Raw genomic sequence first — 24,678 nt, 5'->3', positions numbered from 1 at the left:
AAGTTCTAAGTTCTAAGTTCTAAGTTCTAAGTTCTAAGTTCTAAGTTCTAAGTTCTAAGTTCTAAGTTCTAAGTTCTAAGTTCTAAGTTCTAAGTTCTAAGTTCTAAGTTCTAAAAAGATTGTTTTGGACTAACCACTATGTCAACTTTATTTCTGATTTTCTTATTACTTAGTGCTTAGTGCTTAGTGCTTAGTGCTTATCGATATTTCGCATCAGCAGTACGATCCGCGGCAATCTGCGCTTCCAGTTTATCGCCAATGGCTAACAGTTTGGCCTTCGTCATAATATGCTCGCCACGCTTTTCAAAGTGGTAATCTAAAACCCGAGTTTCCACTATCGAATCCACCGGACAAGATTCTTCACAAAAGCCGCAATAAATGCATTTGAACAAATCGATTTCGTATTTGGTTGTACGGCGTGTACCATCACTTTGTCGTGGACCAGCTTCAATCGTAATTGCTAAAGCCGGGCAAACCGCTTCGCAAAGCTTACAAGCAATACAGCGTTCTTCACCATTAGGATAACGACGCAACGCATGCAGTCCTCGAAAGCGCGGCGACTGCGGAGTTTTTTCTTCCGGAAATTGCACCGTCACCTTTTTCTTCCATAGGTGACGGCCAGTTACTCGCAAGCCTTTCACCAACTCGGTAAGAAAAAAAGTATCAATAAAACGTTTTAGTCCCAGCGCCATAATGTACCTTGTCAGTTAAACGGCCACCATTGCAGTTTTATCCATACCGCTAGCACAGCAATCCAAACAATTGTGACCGGTATAAATACTTTCCAGCCAAGTCGCATAATTTGATCGTATCGATAGCGAGGAAAGGTCGCTCGCAGCCACAACATACCAAACAAAAACAGCGAAGCTTTTAGTAGTAACCAAAAGGTCCCAGGGATCCAGTTGGTCCATGCTTCGAGATAAGGCACCCCTTCAAAAGGTGACAACCAACCACCAAAAAACATTAATGCGGTCAGTACCGAGATCAAGATCATGTTGGCGTATTCCGCAAGGAAAAAGAGCGCAAAAGCCATTCCAGCGTATTCCACATGAAAGCCGGCCACAATTTCCGATTCACCTTCGGGTAAATCGAACGGCGCACGATTGGTTTCAGCAACCCCAGAAATCCAATAAACCACCAACAAAGGAAGTAAAGGCAACCAAAACCATTGAAAAACGCCACCCGATTGTTTTAACACAATATCGCCCAAGTTCATGCTACCTGAACACATCAACACGCCCACCAAGGCAAATCCCATCGCAATTTCGTAAGACACCACCTGCGATGCTGATCGTAAAGCGCCAAGAAACGCGTATTTTGAATTCGAGGCCCATCCTGCAATGATGATGCCGTACACTCCGATAGAGGTCATTGCCAACACGTAAAGTAATCCCACGTCGATATCTGAAAGGACAACATCGGCATCAAAAGGGATCACAGCCCAAGCCGCAAATGATGGACCAATAAACAAAATGGGACCGAGAATAAACAAAGCTTTACTGGCACCCGTTGGTAATACAATTTCTTTCATCGCCAACTTGATAACATCAGCAAAAGGTTGCAGCCAACCTTTTGGGCCAACGCGATTCGGTCCCAATCGTAATTGCATGTAACCAATGATTTTACGTTCAGCGTAAGTGGTATACGCCACAGCTAATATCAAAGGCATCAGAATCATGCCGATTTTAAACAGGATCTCGAATAACGTGTTCAGCCACTCAAGCATCAGCCGTCTCCTGGATGAGTTCTGGAGTTGTTCGGCATAAATTCGCAATTTGCTCTATACGCCAGTTTGCCTGGCCAAGTGGAGACTGTTGCAAAGCGGTTGCTCGTCGGGTTAACGGATCGATATCATAAATCGCTAACGGTCGCGGCAGTTCACCGCCAGTTTCCAATTGCTCTGGTGTGTGCCGATGGCCGACACGTGCTTCCGATATGCTTTCAAACTTATATTGCACCTGTTTTTTCACATCCAACGAAGACGTGTATTCGAAATCTTTTAACTCCAATAAATTCCCTAATACTCGCAATACTTTCCACGCTGGCCGCGCTTCGCCCTTGGCTTTTACTGCGGCCGTAAAACTCTGCCACTGTCCCATGGCATTGACAAAAGTACCGGACGTTTCACTGAATGCGGCTATCGGTAACAAGACATCCGCGTAATCTATAAATTCACCTTCAGCAAATGGCGTAAGCATTACGACAAACGAAGCTTTCAATAACGACACACGTGCGGCATCACGATAGCTGGAATCGAGTTCCGGTTCAGTGTTTACCAAGACATAAGCATCCAATCCTTTTTGCAACATTTGTTGCGTATTCCAGCCACAAATGTCGCTTTCAACACCAGCAGCCATCCGGTGAGGCAAGGCACCCGCAATATGCGCTCCAGCTGTATTGGCACCGTGTGTAAGTTCGCCGTAGTGACATTTGGACAAATCTGCGATCAAACGCGCTAACCAACGCAAGTGACCACTGTGTGAGTGCTCCAAAGCAGTCTGCCCAACGATCAAGCAAGCGTTATCGTGAATTCGCATTTCACTGGCAATCGCTAATTGCTCTGGTGTTGGCTCTATCGCAGCAAACAACTCACTGATTTCAGCGCTGACAGGCTCTTTAGCCTGTTGAATTAATGATGCCGCAATACCTTGTAATTGTTCTAAGAGTTGCTGCGGTGGCACCACCAAACGGTTTGAAACCTTGAAGTTGTCATCGGTATGGCTGCAATTGATCGACATCACTTTGCCAAAACGTGTCGACTTTCTTAGCCGTAAAGCCAACAAAGGCTGCTCACGTCTTAGATCAGCCCCTACCAAGAGAGTGGCATCCATTTCTTCCAACGATTCAAAGTCAAATTCAACATCTGGGTAGAGGGGATCATCGTGTTGAGTCGAAAAATCAACCTGTCTTAGCCTGTGATCAATGTTGTTGCTGCCCAGGCCGCGCATCAGTTTTTGAGCAAGAAAACACTCTTCCATGGTGCAGGAAGGTGACATTAGGGCTCCTATACGATCCGCACCCTGCTTACTTGATATCTGCTGTAACTGCCCCGCAACATGCTCTAAAGCAGTTTGCCAATCGCAGTTTTGCCACTGCCCATTACGTTTTATTTTTGGTTCAAGTAATCGCTTACTTTCATTTAAAGATTGATAAGAAAAACGATCACGATCAGTAATCCAAACTTCGTTAATCGCTTCGTTTTCACGCGGAACGACTCGGATCACTTCTCCGCGTCGATGATGAATGTCGACATTGGTTCCCAAACAATCGTGTGGTGCTACCGAAGGAGTCGATTGCATTTCCCATGCCCGTGCTTTGTAGCGCGACGGTTTAGCCGTCAGAGCGCCTACCGGACAAAGATCGATGATATTACCCGAAACCTCCGAGCCCACACTGTGCTCAACATAAGTACTGATCTCCATATGCTCGCCACGTCCCACAGAACCCAGTTCGCGAATACCCACAACTTCGGTACCAAAGCGAACGCATCGAGTGCAATGAATGCAACGCGTCATGTCGGTTTCAATCAAAGGGCCTATATCTTTGTCTTTTACAACGCGTTTTCCTTCAGTAAAACGCGACACATCGTTACCGTAACCTACGGCTAGATCTTGCAATTCGCATTCTCCCCCCTGATCACAGATTGGGCAATCCAGTGGATGATTGATCAGCAAAAATTCCATTACTGACTTTTGTGCAATCAGTGCTTTGGTTGAACGCGTAAGGATCTTCATGCCTTCGGCTACGGGTGTAGCGCAAGCCGGTACGGCTTTGGGTAAGTTGGTAACGTCTACTAAACACATGCGGCAATTGGCCGCCACAGACAGCTTTTTGTGATAACAAAACCGCGGAATATGCATTCCAGCTCGATCGGCCACTTCAATGATCATGGAGCCGGTTTCGGCTTCTAAGGGTACTCCGTCGATTTCAAGATGAACTATGCCCATGATAATTCCAGTCGGTTGTTCTCTTAAGCCGCTTGTTGGTGGTCATCTACCCAACGGCGTCCAGTACGGATCTTGTGTTCAAATTCGTGTTTAAAATGTTTTAAAAAGCCGCCCACCGGCATGGCTGCAGCATCACCTAATGCACAAATGGTGCGCCCCATAATATTTTTCGATATATCGGCCAGTTTATCGAGATCGTCCATATGCCCCTTGCCTTCAAGAATGCGATGGATCACTCGCGACATCCAACCGGTCCCTTCTCGGCAGGGCGTGCATTGACCACAAGACTCTTCGTAATAAAAATGCGCAGTGCGAGCCGCCAATTCCACCATGCAAGTCCCCTCTTCAATCACCATGACAGCACCCGATCCCAGCATGGAGCCCGCTTTACCGATGGCATCATAATCCATGGTTAATTCCATCATCACATCGGCCGGTAAAATCGGTGATGATGAGCCGCCAGGGATCACCGCTTTTAATTCACGCTCACTGCGCATGCCGCCACACAGTTTCAGAAGATCTTTAAAAGGCGTTCCCAACCCTATTTCGTAATTTCCCGGCTTCGCAACATGGCCGGACACAGAAAAAATTTTGGTGCCACCGTTATTGGGAATGCCCAAATCGAGAAACCACTGCCCGCCGTGCTGTAAAATCGGCGGCACCGAGGCATAACTTTCGGTGTTATTAACATTCGTCGGACGACCAAAAACACCATAGTTCGCTGGAAACGGAGGTTTAAAGCGCGGCTGACCTTTCTTACCTTCGAGCGACTCAATGAGTGCGGTCTCTTCGCCACAAATGTACGCTCCAGCGCCGAGATGATTGTATAGATCGAAATTCACACCAGTGCCGAGAATATTCTCGCCAAGATAACCGGCATCGTAAGCTTCTTTTAACGCCTGCTCCATTCGCTCAAAAGGCTCGTAAAATTCACCGCGCATATAGTTGTAGCCCACGGTCGCTGTCATCACGTAGCCAGCAATCGCCATACCTTCAATCAATTGGTGCGGATTAAAGCGCATGATGTCGCGATCTTTAAAAGTACCTGGTTCACCTTCATCGGAGTTACACACCACATACTTTTGTCCTGGCATACCACGCGGCATAAAGCTCCACTTTAATCCGGTAGGAAATCCAGCGCCGCCACGACCGCGTAACGCAGACAACTTTAACTGCTCAATGATGTCGTTAGCCGGTGTTTTATTTTTCAGTATCGTTTCCCATTGTTGATATCCACCAACACTACGATAATTCTCGAGCGACCAGGGGGTATCGAAATGCAACGTTCGAAAGCAAACTTCATTCGCCACTGGCCACCTCCCGACTTTCTGTCAGTTGATCGAGAATTTGATCCACTTTTTGCGGCGTCAAGTTTTCGTAAAAAATTTTTTGTACTTCCAGCATGGGCGCGCCGCCACAGGCAGCCATACACTCCACTTCTTTTAAGGTGAACTTACCGTCTGCCGTTGTTTCACCTAATTTGATACCCAAACGTTTTTCCAGATGATCGACGATCTGCTTGGAGCCACACATCATGCAAGACAAGTTTGTGCATACGGAAATCACATGCTCGCCTACCGGTTGTAAATGAAACATGGTGTAAAAAGTTGCCACTTCGTACACCGCCATTCGTGGCACGTCGAGATAGTCCGCCACCGCGTCCATCAGTTCTTCGTTGAGCCAATTATCATGGTGTTCTTGCACCACTTTGAGTGCGGCTATGATTGGTGGGCGTTTACGATCAGCAGGGTATTTGGTGCGCCAATGCTCAATTTCTTTAATGGCATCGGCGGAAACCAGTTGGGTTAAACGATTGGTATCGATGGTGGTCATTAGCGGTCGATCTCCCCAAATACGATATCCATGGTGCCAATGACAGCCACTACATCGGCCAGCATGTGTCCGCGCACGACTTCGTCCATCGCAGCCAGATGGGCAAAACCCGGTGCTCGAATTTTCACTCGGTAGGGTTTATTGGCACCATCTGAAATTAAATAAATGCCGAATTCTCCTTTCGGATGTTCAACCGCCGCATAAACCTCGCCTTCCGGAACACAAAACCCTTCAGTAAACAACTTAAAGTGATGGATCAGGGCTTCCATATCGTCCTTCATGGCTTCGCGGCTTGGTGGCACTACCTTGTAATTATCAGCAATCACTGGTCCTGAGTTGTTACGCAACCATTCAATACACTGCCGGATGATTCGGTTAGACTGTCGCATTTCTTCCACACGCACCAGATACCGATCGTAACAATCGCCATTTTTGCCAATAGGAATGTCAAAATCCATTTTATCGTACACTTCGTAAGGCTGTGTTTTACGTAAGTCCCATGCAACGCCAGACCCACGTAGCATCGGCCCAGTAAAGCCAAGCTGATAAGCACGCTCAGGCGATACCACACCAATGCCGACCGTTCGTTGCTTCCAGATACGGTTTTCAGTAAGCAGAGTTTCGTAATCGTCAATATGCGACGGAAAAGATTCCGTAAAGTCCCAAAGAAAATCCAATAGGCCGCCTTGTCGTGCTTCGTTTAATGCATCCGTATCCTTTTGACTGCGCCAGCGCGACGACTCATATTGCGGCATGGATTCTGGTAAATCGCGGTACACGCCTCCAGGACGAAAATACGTGGCGTGCATACGCGATCCGGATACCGCTTCATAAGCATCCATTAAGGGTTCACGATCGCGAAAACAGTAGAGAAACATCGTCATGGCGCCAATATCGAGACCGTGTGCACCTAACCACATTAAGTGGTTCAAAATTCGCGTGACTTCAGAAAACAATACGCGTATGTACTGGGCACGTTTCGGTACTTTTAAATCCAGTAATTTTTCAATGGCCAAAACATAGCTGTGCTCGTTACACATCATCGAGACATAGTCGAGCCGATCCATATAGCCGATGCTTTGGTTATAAGGTTTACTTTCCGCAAGTTTTTCGGTCGCTCTATGTAACAAGCCAATGTGCGGATCGGCACGTTGGATGACTTCTCCATCCAGCTCCAGAACCAGTCGTAATACGCCATGTGCCGCCGGATGTTGAGGACCAAAATTCATCGTGTAATTGCGGATCTCGGCCATCAGCTTTGCTCCTCTTGATCCAACTGATAGCGCGAGTCATGGCGGATAACTTTGGGTACCAAAATGCGAGGCTCTATAGAAACGGGCTCATACAAGCAGCGTTTTTCAGTCGCGTCATAACGCATTTCAACATGACCAATGAGAGGGAAATCTTTGCGAAATGGATGGCCGACAAAACCGTAATCGGTAAGTATGCGACGCAAATCGTCGTGATCTTCAAAGCGAATCCCATACAGATCAAAGGCTTCGCGTTCATACCAGTTGGCACTGGCCCAAACACCGGTTAGCGAAGGGACCATCATTGTTTTTTCAGGAACGAAACAACGCATTCGCAAGCGTCGATTATTGGTGAGCGACAGTAGGTGGTACACCACGGCAAACCGGGGTTTGGTCCAATGCACATCAGCATCCTGCATCGCTTCAACCGCGCGCGAAAAGCCACCGCTTGACGCCTGGTCCACCTCCCACTCGGTACTGCCATAAGCCAAATAATCAACACCGCATAAATCAATTAACTGCTCAAAATGAAAACCGTCTTCATCACGAAGTCTTCGTGCCACGGCAATCAACAGTTCTGGCTCCACTTCGATGGTGGTTTCACCCTTTTCAAAGTGGCAATCCGCAATCTGCCCGCCCAGCTGTTTTTTCAGCCACTGGGTCCATTGTTGCATCGAGGTTGATGTCACTGCGACTCCTACACGTTTCGTGCAATTGTATTCGTTCGTTTTATTTTGTTCTGCAGTTGAATAATGCCGTAAACCAACGCTTCAGCAGTCGGAGGACATCCCGGCACGTAAATGTCCACAGGAATGATGCGATCACACCCTCGCACCACGGAATAAGAATAATGATAATAACCGCCACCGTTAGCACAGGACCCCATGGAAATCACCCAACGAGGCTCTGGCATCTGGTCATATACTCGGCGAATGGCGGGGGCCATTTTATTGGTTAACGTTCCGGCCACGATCATGACATCGGACTGACGAGGAGAAGGCCGAAACACAATACCGAAACGATCCAAATCGTAACGTGACGCACCGGCCTGCATCATTTCAACCGCACAACAAGCCAGTCCAAAAGTGACCGGCCACATGCTACCGGTACGCGCCCAATTGATTAGGCTATCGGCGGAAGTGACGAAAAAGCCTTTGTCGGCTGCTACTCCCATTCCAAAGCTCCTTTTTTCCACTCGTAAATAAAGCCGACAACCAGCAACAGTAAAAATACCGCCATGGTGATCACGCCAAACCACCCCAGTTCGTTAAACACTACGGCCCACGGAAACAGGAAGGCAATTTCAAGATCGAAAATAATAAAAAGAATGGCAACCAGGTAAAATCGGACATCAAACTTCATGCGGGTGTCTTCAAAGGCATCGAATCCGCATTCGAAGGGGGCGTTTTTGGCCTCATCAGGGTTGTGTTTACCGAGAATAAAACCGACAAGCTCAAGGCCAAGGCCGAGGCCTAATCCCATAGTAATAAAAACTAAGATGGGCAGGTAATTCTCTAACATTCTGTTTCCCGCTCTTTTTTGGTTTAAGATTAGTTGCAGATCACAGCTTTGTAAACTCGGTTTTTAATTCAAGAACTTTTTTTTCTTCAATAACTTAGCACTGCAATTGAGTCTACACACTTTTGTTAGGAGTGAAAAGTAAAGGTGATTAAAATTCGCAGGTTATGCCAAAAAGGGAATGGCTTAAATCGAAATAGAGAAGGTTACATCAGTGGTATTGACGTAAAATCAATTGGTTTCCGCGTTGCGTAAACTCAATGTGCTTCAGTGCGCTCATACCTAACAACACCTGCTCTCCTGGCATATTTTCGGTGATGCCGCCTCTAATACCCTGTAATGAAATATTGCCGATGTTGAGTTGGTCGATTTCAGTTGCGTAGCTCGTACCGATACCATTAGCAGTCAGTGTTTGAAACTCGCGCCCTTGTGGTAACCCGATTGCTCGAGCTACATTTTTCGGTACTGCAACATGTGACGCTCCAGTATCAAGCATAAAAACGACCGGAACAGAATTGATAGTCCCACTGACCACGTAATGCCCGTATTTATTGCGCTCCAAGATCACTTCCGTAAAGTCAGCATTTTTCATTGATTGGGGTGAACGGTTGGGGTTTTGTTGCTGTTCCAGCAAATCACCGAATATTAGAGTCAGTAACCCTAATCCGATAATCCAGGTGATCACCCAGAACTTTTTACCTATTTGGCCAGTGAGGTCAGTTTGCGACATAGACTTTAAATTAATGATCCAGTTGAAACAATATATCAGCTAATGAAGGTTGCCAACCATAGCGGGACATATCCACTTTGTTACAGATCACTTCAACACCTTCTTCGGCCAGCAAGTTGATTTGCTTTTCAGCCTGTTGTGAGCCAGAAGAAAACGCCAGTGCACCATTCGCACGTATCACGCGGTGCCAAGGTAAATTTAACGAGTCAGGAGCTTCTCGAAGAACCTTACCCACCAGTCGCGCTCTCCCCGGAAGTCCAGCCAAGTCCGCTAACTGGCCATAACTTGCCACTTTACCCGCGGGCAAACAGCGCAAAGTACTTATGATGCGTTGTTGTTTACTCATCTCCATAATGCTCAAATTGTTAAGACGAAACTTTAAACCTTAAGCTGGCTGGGATTGTAATGGATCATGAAGGAAAGATAGACATGCAATAAAGAAAAACCCGACATATAGCCGGGTTTGCAATATGGTGCCCAGGGCCGGACTTGAACCGGCACGGCCTACGGCCACTACCCCCTCAAGATAGCGTGTCTACCAATTCCACCACCTGGGCATAAAACGTTTTTCAAAATATGGTCGGAGCAAAACCTTGCGTAAAACCGACGTATGACAATTTATTGTTCGTTATTGTCTTTCTTCGACTCTGGCTTTTTTTCAGATGAGTCAGCAGGTTCCGCTTTTCTTTCGACTACCGGAGGTTTTTCTTCGCTAGGAATATCGCTTTCCTCAACTTGAGAAGGCGCTTTATTTTCAGCCGGAATATCGCTATCCGTCGCAACTTCGAGCGTTTCAGTTTGCTGCTGCTCCACGGCTTGGTCAAAGATGTCTTTTTCAACCGCACCGTCTTTGCCAGAAAGATACCCCAGCGCCAACGCGATCGCGAAAAAGATAATCGCCAAAACGGTAGTAATTTTCGTTAACACGTTGCTGGAACCAGGAGCCCCAAAAACAGTCCCAGAGGCACCTGCACCAAAAGAGGCACCCATGCCAGCTCCCTTGCCTTGTTGCAGCAAAATAACGCCGACCAAAGCCAAAGCAACAACTAAGAATACAATTAATAATATTTCTTGCATGTCTTTTAACCTGCAGATTGACAAATCTGATAAAAGTCCTCAGCGATCAGCGATGCTCCACCAATCAAGCCACCGTCGATATCTTGCTGAGCAAATAATTCGGCCGCATTGTCTGCTTTGACACTGCCGCCATATAAAATTCTTACACCTGCTGCAACTTCAGCACTTTGTTGCGCTAACCAGCCCCGTATCGCAGCATGAACGTCTTGTGCTTGACTCGGAGTCGCCGTTTTTCCAGTGCCTATTGCCCAAACCGGCTCATAAGCCACCACTAACTGTGCGAAAGCGTTAATGCCACAAAGCGTCACAACCGCCTGCAATTGTTGCTCTACCACCTGTAACGTGTCACCACTTTCTCGCTCTGACAAGGTTTCTCCCACACACAATATGGGAGTTACGCCACCAGCAATGAGAGCGGCAACTTTTTTGGCTACCTGCTCGTTACTTTCAGAGAACAATTGCCGTCGTTCCGAATGGCCAACAATTGCAAACTGACACTGAAGATCGGCTAACATGTCAACCGCAATTTCGCCAGTGTACGCGCCCTGCGAATATTCACTTACCGTTTGCGCACCTACTTTTAACTCGCCTTTGGCCAGCTCTTGAACTTGTGCCAAATACAACGCGGGAGGGCAAACAATGACTTCGCATTTCAGGTCATTTAACGGGTGCTCTGTTAAGGACTGCATCAGCTGCCTGATACTCGAACGGGTACCGTTCATTTTCCAGTTACCGGCAACAATTGGCTGACGACCCATCACATTTCCCCACATCCTGAAGCGGGCGCAAATGTTACACAAGACCGCTCATTGATACAAGCAGAATGCGTACTTTTAACCAATTTAGCGACACAAACCCAGACTGGATGTGGCGAAACATCGAGCAAAGCGAACAAAAACAGCAATTAACTGCCAATTCAGGCGTTGTTACTCCAAGTTAGGAAGCACCGAGGATTGATGGAAGGTTCAAAAGCTGAGATCGCCTCAGGAACCACTGTTAGCAGCGATTTTATCGGAACTGAAACTGCGCAAAAACGCCAGAAATTCATTACTGGGTATCCCTTTACTGATCAGGTAACCCTGTACTTCATCACAATTATGATCAGCCAAAAAGTCCCACTGTTGTACCGTTTCTACACCTTCGGCTACTACTTTAAGACGTAGGCTTTTGGCCATAGAAATAATGGCCAGTGTGATCGCGGTATCGTCAGGGTCCATGCACACTTCATCAATAAAGGTACGATCAATTTTTAATGAATCAAGTGGAAAACGTCTTAAATAACTTAATGATGAATAACCTGTTCCAAAGTCATCTATGGCAATTTGTAACCCCATGCGTTTCATTCGCTGCAGAGTTTTTATGGCTTGCTCAACATCGCGCATCAACATGCTTTCCGTAATTTCCAGCTCCAGAGCGTTCGGTGGCAAGTTGTGTTTTTTTAGCAACATGGCGATGGATTCGGGTAGATCGGGTTGTCGAAATTGCAGTGCCGATAGATTTACCGCAACCTTGATATCGTCGCCGCACTCACGGCGCCACTTTCCAGCTTCGGCACAAGCACTGTCGATCACCCAAATACCAATTTGTTTGATCAACCCAGTACTTTCCGCGATTGGAACAAACTCACCGGGCGACACAAACCCTAAATCGGCGTGCGTCCAGCGCAACAACGCTTCAGCTCCAACCACCTTACCACGCGCGAGATCCACTTGTGGCTGATACACCAGGCTAAGTTCACCCCGATCGATAGCGCCGCGTAAATCGTTTGCGATTCGGTGACGTCGCAAAGCCATTTCGTTCATTTCCGACTCGTAAAATGCGTAGGTATTGCGTCCGACTTCCTTAGCTTTATACATGGCCGCATCAGCAGCTTTCATCAATTCATCAACATCGTTGCCATCATTGGGATACACGCAAACACCGACACTGACAGTGGAATTCACCACATAACTCGATAAGTTAAAGTGCAGGTTAAAGTTATCAACGATCTTTTCAACGACGGTAATAATGTCTTCCGTGTCTTCCACTTCGTTGAGAATAATAACAAACTCATCGCCGCCCAGACGCGCCAAGGTATCTTCTTCGCGCAGCAGTTCCCTTAGCCGGGTACTGGCGGCTTTTAACAGCTCATCGCCCACCGCATGACCAAGCGAATCATTGACGTCTTTAAAGTGATCCAGATCGAGAAACAGCACGGCAGCGAAGGTTCGCGTGCGCGCTGCACGCTTTAATGCGTAACGTATGCGATCCATACAAAGCGCACGATTAGGTAACTGAGTCAACGAGTCGTAATTAGCAAGATACTGTAAATCTTTTACTGCCCGCTCAAGTCGTCGTTTATTTAATTGCAAAGCTTCTTCTGCCGCATCTCGCTCGCGTTGTCGGCGCTCGATGGTCTCTAACATGTCATTAAAAGTGCGAGACAACTTGCCAATTTCATCATGAGTAACAACGGGGACACGTAACGAATAATTCTGACTGGTGCTTACTTGATGGCTGATGCTTTCCAAATTTAGAATGGGTTGGGATATATACTTTTGCATGGCCCGCGCTAATAAATAAGACAAGGCCACCATCACTATCAATAAAAACAGCAAGGTTAAAATAAAAGAACGTAATTTGGCTTTAACCGGCTCAGTTGAAACTCGCAAATACAAAGTACCCAGTTGATCGTTTAAAGAGTCGGTAATGGGTTGGTAAATATGCAGCCAATCGCCATCCCAAACAATACCTTCTTCTTTTTGATAGTCCGTTGTGGAAATATAACCCGCACCATTTTCAAACTGTGTAAAGATACTGCCCTGTCCTTCAAAAATAGCTACGCTGTGGCGTGTACTTAATGATACTTTTTCTAACAAATCATTCTGCGCCTGCCCAGGGCTGCTGAGATTAATATAGATGACACTTTCCGTTGCTAACCACTGTGCCTGCGCTACGGCATCATTTTGTAACGACTCTTTCATATTCTGGTAAAAGCTGATGGACACGACCACGAAGCCGAGACTGATAGTGAGCATGGAAATGCCAGCAATGGTCAGTGTTAATTTAGAGCGGATTGAAGCGTTCCATCGCATCAGAGCTTGCCCCCGTTGCGATTGCTCCCATAAACTTTTTTCGCGTGCTTTAAGAAATTAACTTGTAATTCGCTACCATTTTCAACAAAAGCATCCTGGTTAACCTCAATATCTACCGTTTTTGCTTCACCGACATAAAGACGTATGTGCAATCCCATTTCAGCGCTGTATTCACTGGAAGCCACAAAAATGGAATCTTTAATAATGTTTAGGTCGAGAATTTTTTCTATATCAGCTTTTGAAATTTGCCCAACATAGGACACATGACAGGCACTTAAATCTTCGATATCGCGGGTGAAACGGTATTGAATTTTGGTACCCTTGACTGTTTTATCCTTAAGAAAATCTTTGACGAAATTGTAATAGTCACGATCACGATAAATACAAAGTCGGTACTGAGTTCCCACTTTGTTAAAATCGGAGTCTTTAGCCCAATAGATTAAACCAGGTAGCCGAGCCAGAATAGTTGAACGAACGCGCTCTTCGGTTTCGCGTGCGAAGCCGACCCCCACTGACAATATCAATATTCCTGAGACGATCCGTTTTACAACTTTATACACTCAGCACGCTCTATTCCTAAAAACCGATGTTGAAACTGCCGTTTTATTGATCGGATGGCCAATACTTTGCTTCTTGCGACAATCTGGGGGATTAGCGCAATTCTGCTTAAAATACAATCAATTGCAGGCGGTAGCTACCAGTACTGTATAGTTTGGCAGTTATTTGCCCCCTGTCAAACCACTGCCCAGAAAGAATTTCCACTAAATAAGTGTGGAAACTGGCGATCACTTAATCAAAAGCAGTATAATACCGCGCCCTGAAACGGGCTACCCCTGTTTCAGGAGTTCTTATAGTTCAATTTTCTCGTTTCTGGCCGTAGGTTTTGATACGCAATCGTAGCAAGGCCGGGCTTGGTACGTCTTGTATCCCGGCAGGTCCGGGGATGATGGACTATAGTATTCGTTTTAACTTCCTCTATGTTAACGAGTTCGGCGCAAGCGTATGATTAAAATCAAGAAAGGTCTGGATCTCCCAATTACGGGAACCCCGGAACAAGCAGTGAAAGACGGTAATGCCGTTCGACATGTCGCTGTTCTGGGTGATGATTATGTCGGCATGAAACCGACGATGTTAGTCGAAGAAGGTGATCAAGTAGCTTGCGGGCAACCTCTGTTTTCCGATAAGAAAACCGAAGGTGTGGTTTACACCGCGCCCGCAGCCGGTAAGGTGGTTGCAATTAATCGCGGAGCAAAGCGTAAATTGCAATCGGTTGTCATCGAAATAAACGGTGACGAATCGATTACCTTCGACAAATATTCCAATCAGGAATTATCCACTCTGCCAAGGCAGCAAGTGGTTGATAACCTAGCTAAATCGGGTTTGTGGACAGCGTTCAGAACCCGCCCTTACAGCAAAGTTCCCGCTCTGGAGTCAACCCCAGATGCGATATTTGTTACCGCCATGGATACCCATCCGCTCAGTGCGGATCCGGCAATTGCTATTAAAGAACATAATGAAGCCTTTAACTTAGGTTTGACTTTGTTAAGCCGCCTCACTCAAGGCAAAGTTTACGTATGCAGCGCACCAAGTGCTGATTTTTCAATCAATAGCAATGGTCAAATTCAGCAGGAAACGTTCGACGGCGTACACCCTGCCGGGCTCCCAGGAACACATATTCACTTTTTACACGGCGCCAGTGCACAACATCCCGTTTGGCACATTGGCTATCAAGATGTGATTGCTTTCGGCAAACTTTTCACTACCGGGAAACTCTTTACCGATCGCATTGTTGCCATAGGTGGCCCTAGCGCATTAAAACCGCGACTGGTAAAAACGCGACTAGGTGCCAACCTGAAAGAGCTACTGGTCGATGAAGTTGCTGGCGGTGATGTTCGTCGATTATCCGGTTCGGTATTCAGTGGCTTCGCAGCGACAGGACCACGTGCTTATTTGGGTCGATTCCACAACCAAATCACCGTATTGCCGGAAGGTCGCGAAAAAGAATTTTTCGGCTGGGCCATGCCGGGATCTGACAAGTTTTCGGTCACCCGTGCTTTTATTTCTCATCTGATCCCTGGCAAAAAATTTGACTTCACCACCACAACCGGTGGTAGTGAACGCGCAATCATGCCTATTGGCAGCTACGAGCGCGTCATGCCGTTGGATATTCTGGCGACGCAACTGTTAAGAGCACTGGTTACCAAAGACACCGATACGGCTCAACAACTGGGTTGTCTAGAGCTCGATGAAGAAGATCTCGCATTAGCCACTTTTGTTTGCCCTGGCAAATTTGAGTACGGCCCGATTCTTCGTGATGTTCTCACCACCATTGAGAAGGAAGGGTAATGAAAAAGCTGAAGAATTATTTTGAACACCTGGAACCTCATTTTGAAAAAGGTGGGAAGTACGAAAAGTGGTACGCACTTTACGAAGCCGTGACCACTATTTTTTATACGCCAGGTCATATCACAAACAACACATCGCACGTTCGCGACAATGTTGATTTAAAACGTATTATGATTTTTGTTTGGGCTTGTACTTTTCCAGCCATGTTTTGGGGCATGTACAATTTGGGCGCACAAGCTACCATGGCAATGCAAAGCGTTGGCATGACAGAAATCGAAGGTTGGCGCGGCAGTATCATGAGCCTGTTTGGTGTTGGCTACGATGCTGACTCAATCGGCGGCAGCATGTTCCTGGGTGCGTTGTACTTTTTACCGATATACGCCGTTACTTTTATTGTCGGTGGTTTTTGGGAAGTTCTGTTTGCTAGCATTCGAAAGCATGAAATTAATGAAGGTTTTTTTGTTACCTCTATTTTATTTGCTTTAATTGTTCCGCCCAATACACCCTTATGGCAAGTTGCCCTTGGCATCAGCTTTGGCGTGGTGGTTGCCAAAGAAATTTTCGGCGGAACCGGTAAAAACTTCTTAAACCCGGCTTTAGCGGGTCGAGCGTTTTTGTTTTTCGCTTACCCGACCGATATGTCTGGTACGCAAGTTTGGACGGCAATCGATGCTTATTCCGGAGCAACACCTTTGGCTCAAATGGCAGCTGCTGCTCCCGGTGCATTTGATTACAGCCTGAACGCTTCCTGGTGGGATGCCTTTTACGGTTTTATCCCAGGTTCGATTGGTGAGGTTTCTACCCTGATGATACTCATCGGCGGGGTCGCACTCATGTATTTCCGGATTGCTTCCTGGCGTATTGTCGCCGGTGTAATGATCGGTATGATTGCAACATCCTTTCTGCTAAACAGTGTTGGCAGTGACAGCAACGGTATGTTTGCCATGCCTTGGTACTGGCACCTGGTTACCGGTGGTTTTGCTTTCGGCATGGTGTTTATGGCAACCGATCCAGTTTCTGCATCTTTAACCAATACCGGTAAATTTTACTTTGGTGCTTTGATAGGTGTTATGTGCGTTCTGATCCGTGTGGTAAATCCTGCCTATCCAGAAGGTATGATGTTGGCCATTTTATTCGCCAACTTGTTCGCGCCATTCATCGATCACTTTGTGGTTCAAGCTAATATCAAACGGAGGGTTCGTCGTCATGTCAGCTAACGATGCTCCAACCAAAAATAATGACTCTTTCGTAAAAACAATCATTGTTGCCGTATCACTTTGTTTAGTGTGCTCACTGATGGTGTCAGGCGCTGCAGTCGTTTTGAAAGAAGATCAACAAGCCAATAAAGCAGCGGATATACAAAAAAGTATCCTGTTAGCAGCTGGCTTAGTTGAAGAAGGCGAGATTGCCGATTTTGATCAGATCTTCAAAAATAATGTTGAAACCAAAATCATCGATATCGCCACGGGTGAGTTCGTTGAGGGAATTGACGTTGCTAAATTCGATCAACGCAAAGAAGCCAACAATCCAAAAAATAACATCGTTCTAACCAAAGAACAGGACATTGCCAGTATTAAGCGACGTGCAAAACAGGCAAAAATATATTTGGTGAAACAAGACCGTGCACTTAAATCTGTTGTTTTACCGGTTAAAGGTTACGGGCTTTTCTCAACGTTGCACGGATTTATTGCGCTTGAAGCCGATACTACAACCGTTGCCGGCATTAAGTTCTACGAACATAATGAAACCGCAGGTTTAGGTGCAGAGATTACCAATCCGCTCTGGACAGCAACATGGAAAGGCAAGCAAGTTCTGAACAGTAATCACCAACCCGTTTTAAAACTGGTTAAAACTGGAGCCAGCACAAACACCGAAGTGGATGCGCTGAGCGGAGCCACAATGACCAGCCGAGGCGTTGAAAACTTACTTGCTTACTGGTTGGGTGAAGACGGTTTTGGTCCTTTCCTAGCACGTATTCGTAATCAAAAAGTCGGAGGCAGTCATGGCGTTTGATAAAGCAGAAGCAAAGTCGGCTCTGACCACGCCGATTTTTGATAATAATCCGATAGCATTGCAAGTTCTGGGAATTTGTAGTGCGTTAGCGATAACCAGCAAAATGGATAAAGCCTTGGTGATGAGTATTGCACTCACCACCGTTGTGGCTTTTTCTAATTTACTGATCAGTCTTATTCGTAACCATATCCCTTCCAGCATTCGAATTATTGTTCAAATGACCATCATCGCTTCTTTGGTTATTGTTGTGGATCAGATTCTGAAAGCTTATGCCTATGAGGTAGCCAAAGAGCTTTCGGTATTCGTCGGATTGATCATTACCAACTGTATCGTAATGGGTCGTGCCGAAGCTTACGCCATGAAAAACGGTCCTGGTATGAGCTTTATCGACGGTATTGGAAACGGACTCGGTTACTCGGCTTTATTATTAACCGTTGGCTTCTTCCGCGAACTTTTCGGTAGCGGCACACTTTTCGGTTACACCATTCTTGAGTCCGTTAAAGACGGCGGATGGTATCAAACCAACGGCTTATTGGTGTTACCACCGAGCGCATTTTTTGTGATTGGATTTTTAATCTGGGCACTGCGTACCTGGAAGAAGAATCAGGTGGAGGCAGCATAATGGAAGCGTATATCAGTTTATTTGTTCAAAGCGTCTTTGTTGAAAACCTGGCGCTCTCTGCGTTCCTTGGAATGTGTACTTTTCTTGCGGTTTCCAAAAAAATTCAAACCGCAATGGGACTCGGTGTCGCTGTAATCGTTGTGCAGTCGATTACCGTCCCAATTAACAATTTGTTGGTGAACTACTTGCTGAAAGAAGGTGCATTGAGTTGGGCAGGCTTGAGTGAAGTTGACTTAAGTTTTCTCGGCCTAATTTGTTACATCGGTGTAATCGCAGCGATGGTGCAAATACTGGAGATGACTCTGGATAAGTTTTTTCCGGCACTTTATAACGCGCTTGGGATCTTTCTTCCGCTCATTACTGTAAACTGCGCCATTTTAGGAGGCACTCTGTTTATGGTGGAACGCGATTATCAATTTGGTGAATCCGTGGTGTACGGTATCGGTAGCGGTTTCGGCTGGGCGTTAGCCATTGTGGCGCTTGCAGGTATTCGCGAAAAAATGAAATACAGTGATGTGCCCGCGGGTTTACGTGGCCTGGGCATTACCTTCATTACTGTTGGTCTGATGGCGTTAGGCTTTATGTCTTTCACCGGTGTTTCACTGTAATCATTTAAGGAATTACCCATGCAAGAGATTATTTTAGGCATCTCAGTATTTACCGGGGTTGTCCTTGCGCTAGTACTGATCATTTTATTTGCTAAATCAAAGTTAGTCGCCAGTGGTGACGTAGCCATTTCTATCAATGACGATGCGAATAAATCCATTTCGACAAAAGCAGGAGGCAAATTACTCGGTGCTTTGGCTGACAGTGGTATTTTCGTATCTTCCGCTTGTGGTGGCGGCGGTACCTGTGGCCAATGCCGTTGTAAGGTTTTAGACGGCGGAGGCTCCATTCTTCCAACGGAAGAAAGCCACATCACCAAGCGTGAGGCGGCTGAAGGCTATCGATTATCCTGTCAGGTTGCTGTTAAGCAAGACATGAAGGTGGAGTTACCGGAAGAAGTTTTCGGAACTAAGAAATGGGAATGTGAAGTTATCTCCAATGATAACGTTGCAACCTTCATTAAAGAGCTGCGTTTGAAGCTGCCAGAAGGTGAAGAAGTGCCTTTCCGTGCCGGCGGATACATCCAGATCGAATGCCCTCCTCACGTTTCCAAGTACAAAGATATGGACGTGGCCGAAGAGTATCATCCGGACTGGGATCGCTTCAAAATCTGGGATCTGGTATCGGAGGTAAAAGAAGAAACCATTCGCGCTTATTCGATGGCCAACTACCCAGAAGAAAAAGGCATGATCATGTTGAATGTTCGTATCGCTACTCCGCCACCCAATAATTGGAGTTTACCACCCGGTAAAATGTCGTCTTACATCTTCAACTTGAAAAAAGGTGACAAGGTGACTATTTCCGGCCCTTACGGTGAATTCTTTGCTAAAGACACTGACAATGAAATGGTTTTCATTGGTGGTGGCGCCGGTATGGCACCTATGCGCTCGCATATTTTTGATCAACTGCGTCGCATTAAAACCAATCGTAAAATCACTTTCTGGTACGGTGCTCGTAGCAAACGTGAAATGTTCTATGTAGAAGATTTCGATATGCTGGCACGTGAAAACGATAACTTCGAATGGCATACCGCATTGTCGGATCCGTTACCGGAAGACAACTGGGATGGCTTAACCGGTTTTATCCACGAAGTACTATACGAGCAGTATTTGAAAAACCATAAAGCTCCGGAAGATTGTGAGTATTACATGTGTGGACCACCGATGATGAACGCTGCGGTGATCAAAATGTTGGAAGATTTGGGTGTTGAACGCGACAACATCTTCCTCGATGACTTTGGTGGTTAATCACTTAAGCTCTTAAAAAGCGACTTTCGAGTCGCTTTTTTTTCGCGTTTGTTTTAGCAAGAAAATCGATTTATTCAAAGATCACCGACTAAAATCAGTTACAATAGCGCCTATCAACTTTCCGTGTCTTGATTTCGAATGGCTACCTTCAAATCTATTCTTTACGTTTCACTACTCTTGCTCTTGATTGCCTGTCAGGATAATCATTATCAAAAACTTCAAGGCCAAACAATGGGTACCAGCTACCACATCACCTTCAAGCCCGAAGCAAAGAGCACTGCCGAGTTGCATAGAGATGTGGAAAAGCGACTGGAAGAAATCAATCGACGAATGTCGACCTATCTTGAAGACTCAGAGCTCAACCAGCTTAACCGTGCAAAAGCCGATATTTGTTTTCCTCTTTCAATGGATACGATGACCGTACTTTCAGAAGCCATGTCAATTTATCAATTATCGGGTGGAGCATTTGATCCGGGTCTAGGTCCACTAATCGAGCTGTGGGGATTCGATAAAAAAGAGACTGGAAATCAAATTCCAACCGATGATGCAATCGCCGAACGATTGAAACAATTATCGTTTGGTAAAAGCCGTATTGATACTTCACGAAATTGTGTCAAAAAAGGTGCGGATAACCTTTACATTAACCTTTCGGCCATCGCCAAAGGATACGCCGTCGATGAAATTGCAAAACTGGCGGAGCAAAAATACGGTATTCAACATTACTTGGTAGAGATTGGCGGCGAAGTAAAAGTAAAAGGTGTCAACGCACGCGGCCAAGCCTGGTCGATTGCGATAGAAGCTCCGCAAACAGGGCAAAGAACGGTGCAAAAAATAATCAATCCAGATATAATGGGTGTCGCAACATCGGGAGATTACCGCAACTACTTTGAACGCGATGGGAAACGTTACTCTCATACGATCAATCCAATAACCGGGCTCCCTATCAATCATAAACTCGCGTCGGTTACCGTTATACACCCATCCACCATGACCGCCGATGCGATAGCAACTGCCATTATGGTACTGGGTGAAGAGCAAGGCATAGCGCTCGCTGAAAAGCATAACTTAGCGGTGTTTATGATCACTAAAACCGCTTCGGGTTTTAAAGAGACTTATAGTCAACCTTTTCGAGCTTATTTAAAAGCTTCGCAGTAACAGGATTGAAAAATGCTCAATGTATTTTTAATTACTTTTGGTGCCATGATATCCGTAATCCTTATTATGGCGGTAGGGTATATCTTTCAGCGCAAAACGATCACCGGTAGCTGCGGTGGATTATCGACCATTGGTATAAAAAAAGTGTGCGATTGTGAAGAACCCTGCGAAAAACGCAAAGAAAAAATGCGCGCTGAAGCTCGAAAAAACCAAAGTGAAATTCAAATCCTTGAACAATAAAACGTTTGCCCATTGATAACTTTATAGTCAACGGGCAAAACGAGTCCTAATCCCAGTTCACACCGATTTTTTCCATCGCTTGCAATACATTAGCACGTGAAATCATGCCTACCAGTACATTTTTTTCAATCACAGGAAAACAACGACACGAGCACTTTAAAAAGCGTTCAGCAACATCGGCGATACTGTCATCTGGGTGTGCAGCAATCACTTCTTGAGTCATGCGATCTTGCACACGATCGCCTAAATCGCCGTTGTAAACGGCACTTAGCACCACATGTAAGCAATCCTTTTCCGATAAAAAGCCTATCACTTCGCGGTGCTCATCCACCACGGGTGCGCCCGATAGTTTGTATTCTAATAAAGTTTCTACCGCTTCCAATACATCTTGCTCCGGTTTCAATGTAATGGATGCTGAAGTCATATAATCGCGAGTGGTGACGGATTTGAGCATTTCACTTCCTCCCAAAAGTCCCCTAAGGAGCTTTTGTTTTCTTTTTGTTCGAAAGATATGCGTGACACAACCAAGGGAATATTAATGAAGTCCCTTTCATTTAAGTAAATCACAAGAAGTGGAATTCCACTAGAAAAAACAGGGATTTTTTATGTTGCAGAGCAGGAAAAATTAAGTTGCGAGTTGCGAGTTGCGAGTTGCGAGTTGCGAGTTGCGAGTTGCGAGTTGCGAGTTGCGAGTTGCGAGTTGCGAGTTGCGAGAAAATGATAAAACGCTTTTTCATACTGTAAACGAAATATTTCGGACGATCACCCGATACTAGCTATCTTAGCTCAGGATGCCGCAGCACCCCGAACCTCGTTTCTCACTCCATCAGTAAGCCGGTCAATTAACAGTTGGCTTCGACTTCAGCGGCAATCGCTTGCGCGCATTCTTTTACCAGCGACGCATCTTCACCTTCTACCATCACGCGGATCAACGGCTCTGTTCCGGAAGCCCGCAATAATACTCTGCCTTTGTCTGCCAACTTTTCTTCCATCGTTTTAACTGCATCCTGAACAGCTTGTGATGTCATTGGCTTACTTTCTTTCGAAGGCAGCCGGACATTAATCATGGTTTGAGGGTATTTGCTCATGCCCGACTTCAATTCGTGCAGTGATAATCCCAATTTCGCCATGACCGACAACACCTGTAGAGCTGATATCACGCCATCGCCAGTCGTGGTCGCGTTTAAGCAAATCACGTGTCCTGATGATTCACCGCCATACTGCCAGTTATGTTCTTTAAGCAGCTCCATCACATAGCGATCGCCAACTTTGGCCCGCAAAAATGGAATGCTGTGTTTATCCAACGCTTTTTCCATTCCCAGGTTGGTCATTAAAGTACCGACCACACCACCTTCTAAAGTGCCACGCTTTTTTGCATCGCGCGCAATAATAAACAGCAGCTGATCACCATCAACCTGCTCGCCACGATGATCAACCATCATCACTCGATCGCCATCACCATCGAATGCAATACCCAGATCCGCTCCTTCAGATAATACCGTTTCCGCTAATTTGGTGGTATTGGTTGCGCCACACTGTTCGTTAATGTTTAGACCATTAGGTTTAACACCGATGGTGATCACTTGCGCACCCAGCTCACTGAATACTTCCGGTGCGATATGGTAAGTCGCACCATGCGCACAATCCAAAACAACTTTCAGATTACTGAAGTCAAAAGAGGAAGGAATGGTGCTCTTACAAAACTCAATGTAACGACCACGAGCATCTTCAACACGGCGCGCTTTGCCTAGATCTTCGGAGCTGACCGTTTCCATGGGTTGATCCAACATGCGCTCAATTTCCAGCTCAACAGAGTCGGGCAATTTAAAGCCATCTTGTGAGAAAAATTTAATCCCATTGTCGTGGTAGGCGTTGTGAGAGGCTGAGATCACAATACCAGCGTCCGCCCGAAAAGTACGTGTAAGATAAGCGATTCCTGGTGTTGGCATCGGTCCAAGTTGTAATACATCAACGCCCGCAGCGATTAACCCAGCCTCCAGCGCGGATTCAAACATGTAGCCGGAAATTCGCGTGTCTTTGCCGATCAACACTTTGCTTCCATTTCCTTTGCCTAATACTTTTCCAACAGCCCAGCCCAGCTTTAACGCGAAGTCAGGCGTAATGGGGTATTGTCCTACTGTGCCTCGCACACCATCGGTACCAAAATATTTGCGCTCTGTCATTGAGATTACCCTTCGTTAAACTCCAAATTATTCACTGCTAATACCACTTTCATTGCATCCACTGTTTCAGCAACGTCATGAACACGCACGATGCTCGCGCCTTTGCTTATCGCAATTAATGCCGCGGCAACACTGGCGCTCACACGTTGATGCGGCTGCTTACCGGTAAGCTGTCCAAGCATCGATTTGCGCGACAGCCCCACTAAAATGGGTAAGTTCATTTGTTGAAAGCGATCTAAATGTTGCAATAGCTCTAAATTATGCGTCAGCGACTTACCAAAACCGAAACCAGGATCAATAGCAATTAACTCGCGACTTAAACCAGCACTAACACAGTGCTCGACTCGTTCTACCAGAAAGGCAATCACCTCTTCAACAACTTGCTGATAGTGCGGATTGCTCTGCATGGTTCTTGGTGAGCCTTGCATATGCATCAAGCACACAGGTACGGCTAGTTCGGCGGCAGCTTGCATCGCACCTTCAACTTGCAACGCACAAACATCATTAATCATTTTCGCACCAACAGCGACTGCGGCACGCATCACTTCTGGTTTACTGGTATCGATAGATACTGGCTTTCCAAGAGGAACAATAGCTTCCAGCACAGGAATCACTCGTTGCAACTCTTGCTCAACCGAAACTTCTGCAGCACCAGGCCGAGTTGACTCACCTCCAACATCGATAATATCAACACCGGCATCAATCATAGCTGCAGCTTGTCGAGTCGCGGCTTCTTGAGAGTGATAAAGACCACCGTCTGAAAAAGAGTCAGGGGTCACATTAAGAATCCCCATTACCTGAGGTCGGCTCGATTGATAAAGTGGATGCATCTGATTT

Annotated in this window: 26 protein-coding genes and 1 tRNA gene; 8 read left to right on the top strand and 19 right to left on the bottom strand. The window is 46.1% G+C overall.

Annotated features, from left to right (window positions below; all coding sequences use genetic code 11):
• Positions 1-197 precede the first annotated feature (197 nt).
• From nuoI to ACTUJY_RS17850, 16 genes are all read right to left on the bottom strand, one after another.
• Positions 198-692, bottom strand: coding sequence for an NADH-quinone oxidoreductase subunit NuoI (gene nuoI, locus ACTUJY_RS17925; protein ID WP_463617500.1), 495 nt, complete (start codon positions 690-692; stop codon positions 198-200).
• 11 nt (positions 693-703) lie between these two features.
• Positions 704-1,726: an NADH-quinone oxidoreductase subunit NuoH gene (gene nuoH, locus ACTUJY_RS17920; RefSeq protein WP_463617499.1), complete on the bottom strand. Its 1,023-nt coding sequence runs from the start codon at positions 1,724-1,726 to the stop codon at positions 704-706.
• Positions 1,719-3,947 (bottom strand): NADH-quinone oxidoreductase subunit NuoG, encoded by a 2,229-nt coding sequence (gene nuoG, locus ACTUJY_RS17915; RefSeq protein WP_463617498.1) that lies wholly within the window; start codon positions 3,945-3,947, stop codon positions 1,719-1,721. The genes nuoH and nuoG overlap by 8 nt, the downstream gene beginning before the upstream one ends.
• A 23-nt stretch (positions 3,948-3,970) precedes the next feature.
• Positions 3,971-5,257 carry an NADH-quinone oxidoreductase subunit NuoF gene (gene nuoF / locus ACTUJY_RS17910; RefSeq protein ID WP_463617497.1) on the bottom strand — a complete coding sequence of 429 codons (1,287 nt, stop codon included), beginning with the start codon at positions 5,255-5,257 and terminating at the stop codon, positions 3,971-3,973.
• Positions 5,247-5,780, bottom strand: a complete 534-nt coding sequence (gene nuoE, locus ACTUJY_RS17905) for an NADH-quinone oxidoreductase subunit NuoE (RefSeq protein WP_463617496.1) — start codon at positions 5,778-5,780, stop codon at positions 5,247-5,249. Before nuoE ends, nuoF begins: the two co-directional genes overlap by 11 nt.
• Positions 5,780-7,033, bottom strand: a complete 1,254-nt coding sequence (locus tag ACTUJY_RS17900; protein WP_463617495.1) for an NADH-quinone oxidoreductase subunit D — start codon at positions 7,031-7,033, stop codon at positions 5,780-5,782. The genes nuoE and ACTUJY_RS17900 overlap by 1 nt, the downstream gene beginning before the upstream one ends.
• On the bottom strand, positions 7,033-7,719 hold the full coding sequence (locus tag ACTUJY_RS17895) for an NADH-quinone oxidoreductase subunit C (RefSeq protein ID WP_463617494.1): 687 nt from the start codon (positions 7,717-7,719) through the stop codon (positions 7,033-7,035). The genes ACTUJY_RS17900 and ACTUJY_RS17895 overlap by 1 nt, the downstream gene beginning before the upstream one ends.
• Positions 7,720-7,727: 8 nt before the next feature.
• Positions 7,728-8,204 carry a NuoB/complex I 20 kDa subunit family protein gene (locus tag ACTUJY_RS17890; protein ID WP_463617493.1) on the bottom strand — a complete coding sequence of 159 codons (477 nt, stop codon included), beginning with the start codon at positions 8,202-8,204 and terminating at the stop codon, positions 7,728-7,730.
• The gene (locus ACTUJY_RS17885; RefSeq protein WP_463617492.1) at positions 8,195-8,551 is read right to left on the bottom strand and encodes an NADH-quinone oxidoreductase subunit A; all 357 of its coding nucleotides are present in this window, start codon (positions 8,549-8,551) and stop codon (positions 8,195-8,197) included. The genes ACTUJY_RS17890 and ACTUJY_RS17885 overlap by 10 nt, the downstream gene beginning before the upstream one ends.
• A gap of 208 nt (positions 8,552-8,759) precedes the next feature.
• Positions 8,760-9,278: a retropepsin-like aspartic protease family protein gene (locus ACTUJY_RS17880; RefSeq protein WP_463617491.1), complete on the bottom strand. Its 519-nt coding sequence runs from the start codon at positions 9,276-9,278 to the stop codon at positions 8,760-8,762.
• Positions 9,279-9,288: 10 nt separating this feature from the next.
• Positions 9,289-9,624, bottom strand: a complete 336-nt coding sequence (locus tag ACTUJY_RS17875; RefSeq protein ID WP_463617490.1) for an MGMT family protein — start codon at positions 9,622-9,624, stop codon at positions 9,289-9,291.
• Positions 9,625-9,749: 125 nt separating this feature from the next.
• A tRNA-Leu gene (locus ACTUJY_RS17870) sits at positions 9,750-9,835 on the bottom strand.
• Positions 9,836-9,896: 61 nt separating this feature from the next.
• The gene (gene secG / locus ACTUJY_RS17865; protein ID WP_463617489.1) at positions 9,897-10,355 is read right to left on the bottom strand and encodes a preprotein translocase subunit SecG; all 459 of its coding nucleotides are present in this window, start codon (positions 10,353-10,355) and stop codon (positions 9,897-9,899) included.
• Positions 10,356-10,360: 5 nt separating this feature from the next.
• Positions 10,361-11,113, bottom strand: a complete 753-nt coding sequence (gene tpiA / locus ACTUJY_RS17860) for a triose-phosphate isomerase (RefSeq protein ID WP_463617488.1) — start codon at positions 11,111-11,113, stop codon at positions 10,361-10,363.
• A gap of 225 nt (positions 11,114-11,338) precedes the next feature.
• Positions 11,339-13,429, bottom strand: a complete 2,091-nt coding sequence (locus tag ACTUJY_RS17855; RefSeq protein WP_463617487.1) for an EAL domain-containing protein — start codon at positions 13,427-13,429, stop codon at positions 11,339-11,341.
• Positions 13,429-13,941, bottom strand: coding sequence for a YfiR family protein (locus ACTUJY_RS17850; RefSeq protein WP_463617504.1), 513 nt, complete (start codon positions 13,939-13,941; stop codon positions 13,429-13,431). The genes ACTUJY_RS17855 and ACTUJY_RS17850 overlap by 1 nt, the downstream gene beginning before the upstream one ends.
• 490 nt (positions 13,942-14,431) lie before the next feature.
• Between ACTUJY_RS17850 and ACTUJY_RS17845 the strand changes: the two genes are divergently transcribed.
• From ACTUJY_RS17845 to nqrM, 8 genes are all read left to right on the top strand, one after another.
• Complete coding sequence (locus ACTUJY_RS17845; protein WP_463617486.1) at positions 14,432-15,775, top strand: Na(+)-translocating NADH-quinone reductase subunit A; 1,344 nt, start codon at positions 14,432-14,434, stop codon at positions 15,773-15,775.
• Positions 15,775-16,992, top strand: a complete 1,218-nt coding sequence (locus ACTUJY_RS17840) for an NADH:ubiquinone reductase (Na(+)-transporting) subunit B (RefSeq protein WP_463617485.1) — start codon at positions 15,775-15,777, stop codon at positions 16,990-16,992. Before ACTUJY_RS17845 ends, ACTUJY_RS17840 begins: the two co-directional genes overlap by 1 nt.
• Complete coding sequence (locus ACTUJY_RS17835) at positions 16,982-17,788, top strand: Na(+)-translocating NADH-quinone reductase subunit C (protein WP_463617484.1); 807 nt, start codon at positions 16,982-16,984, stop codon at positions 17,786-17,788. The genes ACTUJY_RS17840 and ACTUJY_RS17835 overlap by 11 nt, the downstream gene beginning before the upstream one ends.
• On the top strand, positions 17,778-18,410 hold the full coding sequence (locus ACTUJY_RS17830; RefSeq protein ID WP_463617483.1) for an NADH:ubiquinone reductase (Na(+)-transporting) subunit D: 633 nt from the start codon (positions 17,778-17,780) through the stop codon (positions 18,408-18,410). The genes ACTUJY_RS17835 and ACTUJY_RS17830 overlap by 11 nt, the downstream gene beginning before the upstream one ends.
• Positions 18,410-19,018 carry an NADH:ubiquinone reductase (Na(+)-transporting) subunit E gene (nqrE, locus tag ACTUJY_RS17825; protein ID WP_463617482.1) on the top strand — a complete coding sequence of 203 codons (609 nt, stop codon included), beginning with the start codon at positions 18,410-18,412 and terminating at the stop codon, positions 19,016-19,018. The genes ACTUJY_RS17830 and nqrE overlap by 1 nt, the downstream gene beginning before the upstream one ends.
• Before the next feature lie 18 nt (positions 19,019-19,036).
• Positions 19,037-20,263 (top strand): NADH:ubiquinone reductase (Na(+)-transporting) subunit F, encoded by a 1,227-nt coding sequence (nqrF, locus tag ACTUJY_RS17820; protein WP_463617481.1) that lies wholly within the window; start codon positions 19,037-19,039, stop codon positions 20,261-20,263.
• Positions 20,264-20,401: 138 nt separating this feature from the next.
• A complete protein-coding gene (locus tag ACTUJY_RS17815; RefSeq protein ID WP_463617480.1) occupies positions 20,402-21,418 on the top strand; it encodes an FAD:protein FMN transferase in 1,017 nt (338 codons plus the stop codon).
• 12 nt (positions 21,419-21,430) lie between these two features.
• The gene (gene nqrM / locus ACTUJY_RS17810) at positions 21,431-21,658 is read left to right on the top strand and encodes a (Na+)-NQR maturation NqrM (protein WP_463617479.1); all 228 of its coding nucleotides are present in this window, start codon (positions 21,431-21,433) and stop codon (positions 21,656-21,658) included.
• 46 nt (positions 21,659-21,704) lie between these two features.
• Here the strand turns inward: nqrM and ACTUJY_RS17805 are convergent, their stop codons facing one another.
• From ACTUJY_RS17805 to folP, 3 genes are all read right to left on the bottom strand, one after another.
• The gene (locus ACTUJY_RS17805; protein WP_463617478.1) at positions 21,705-22,112 is read right to left on the bottom strand and encodes a CBS domain-containing protein; all 408 of its coding nucleotides are present in this window, start codon (positions 22,110-22,112) and stop codon (positions 21,705-21,707) included.
• Between the two features lie 388 nt (positions 22,113-22,500).
• Positions 22,501-23,841, bottom strand: coding sequence for a phosphoglucosamine mutase (gene glmM, locus ACTUJY_RS17800; protein ID WP_463617477.1), 1,341 nt, complete (start codon positions 23,839-23,841; stop codon positions 22,501-22,503).
• 5 nt (positions 23,842-23,846) lie between these two features.
• Positions 23,847-24,671: a dihydropteroate synthase gene (folP, locus tag ACTUJY_RS17795; protein ID WP_463617476.1), complete on the bottom strand. Its 825-nt coding sequence runs from the start codon at positions 24,669-24,671 to the stop codon at positions 23,847-23,849.
• Positions 24,672-24,678: the final 7 nt, after the last annotated feature.

This window comes from Pleionea sp. WD8-19 (genome assembly GCF_055326765.1).
Note: the sequence above shows the minus strand (reverse complement) of the source record. Positions and strands in the feature narration are given on the sequence as shown.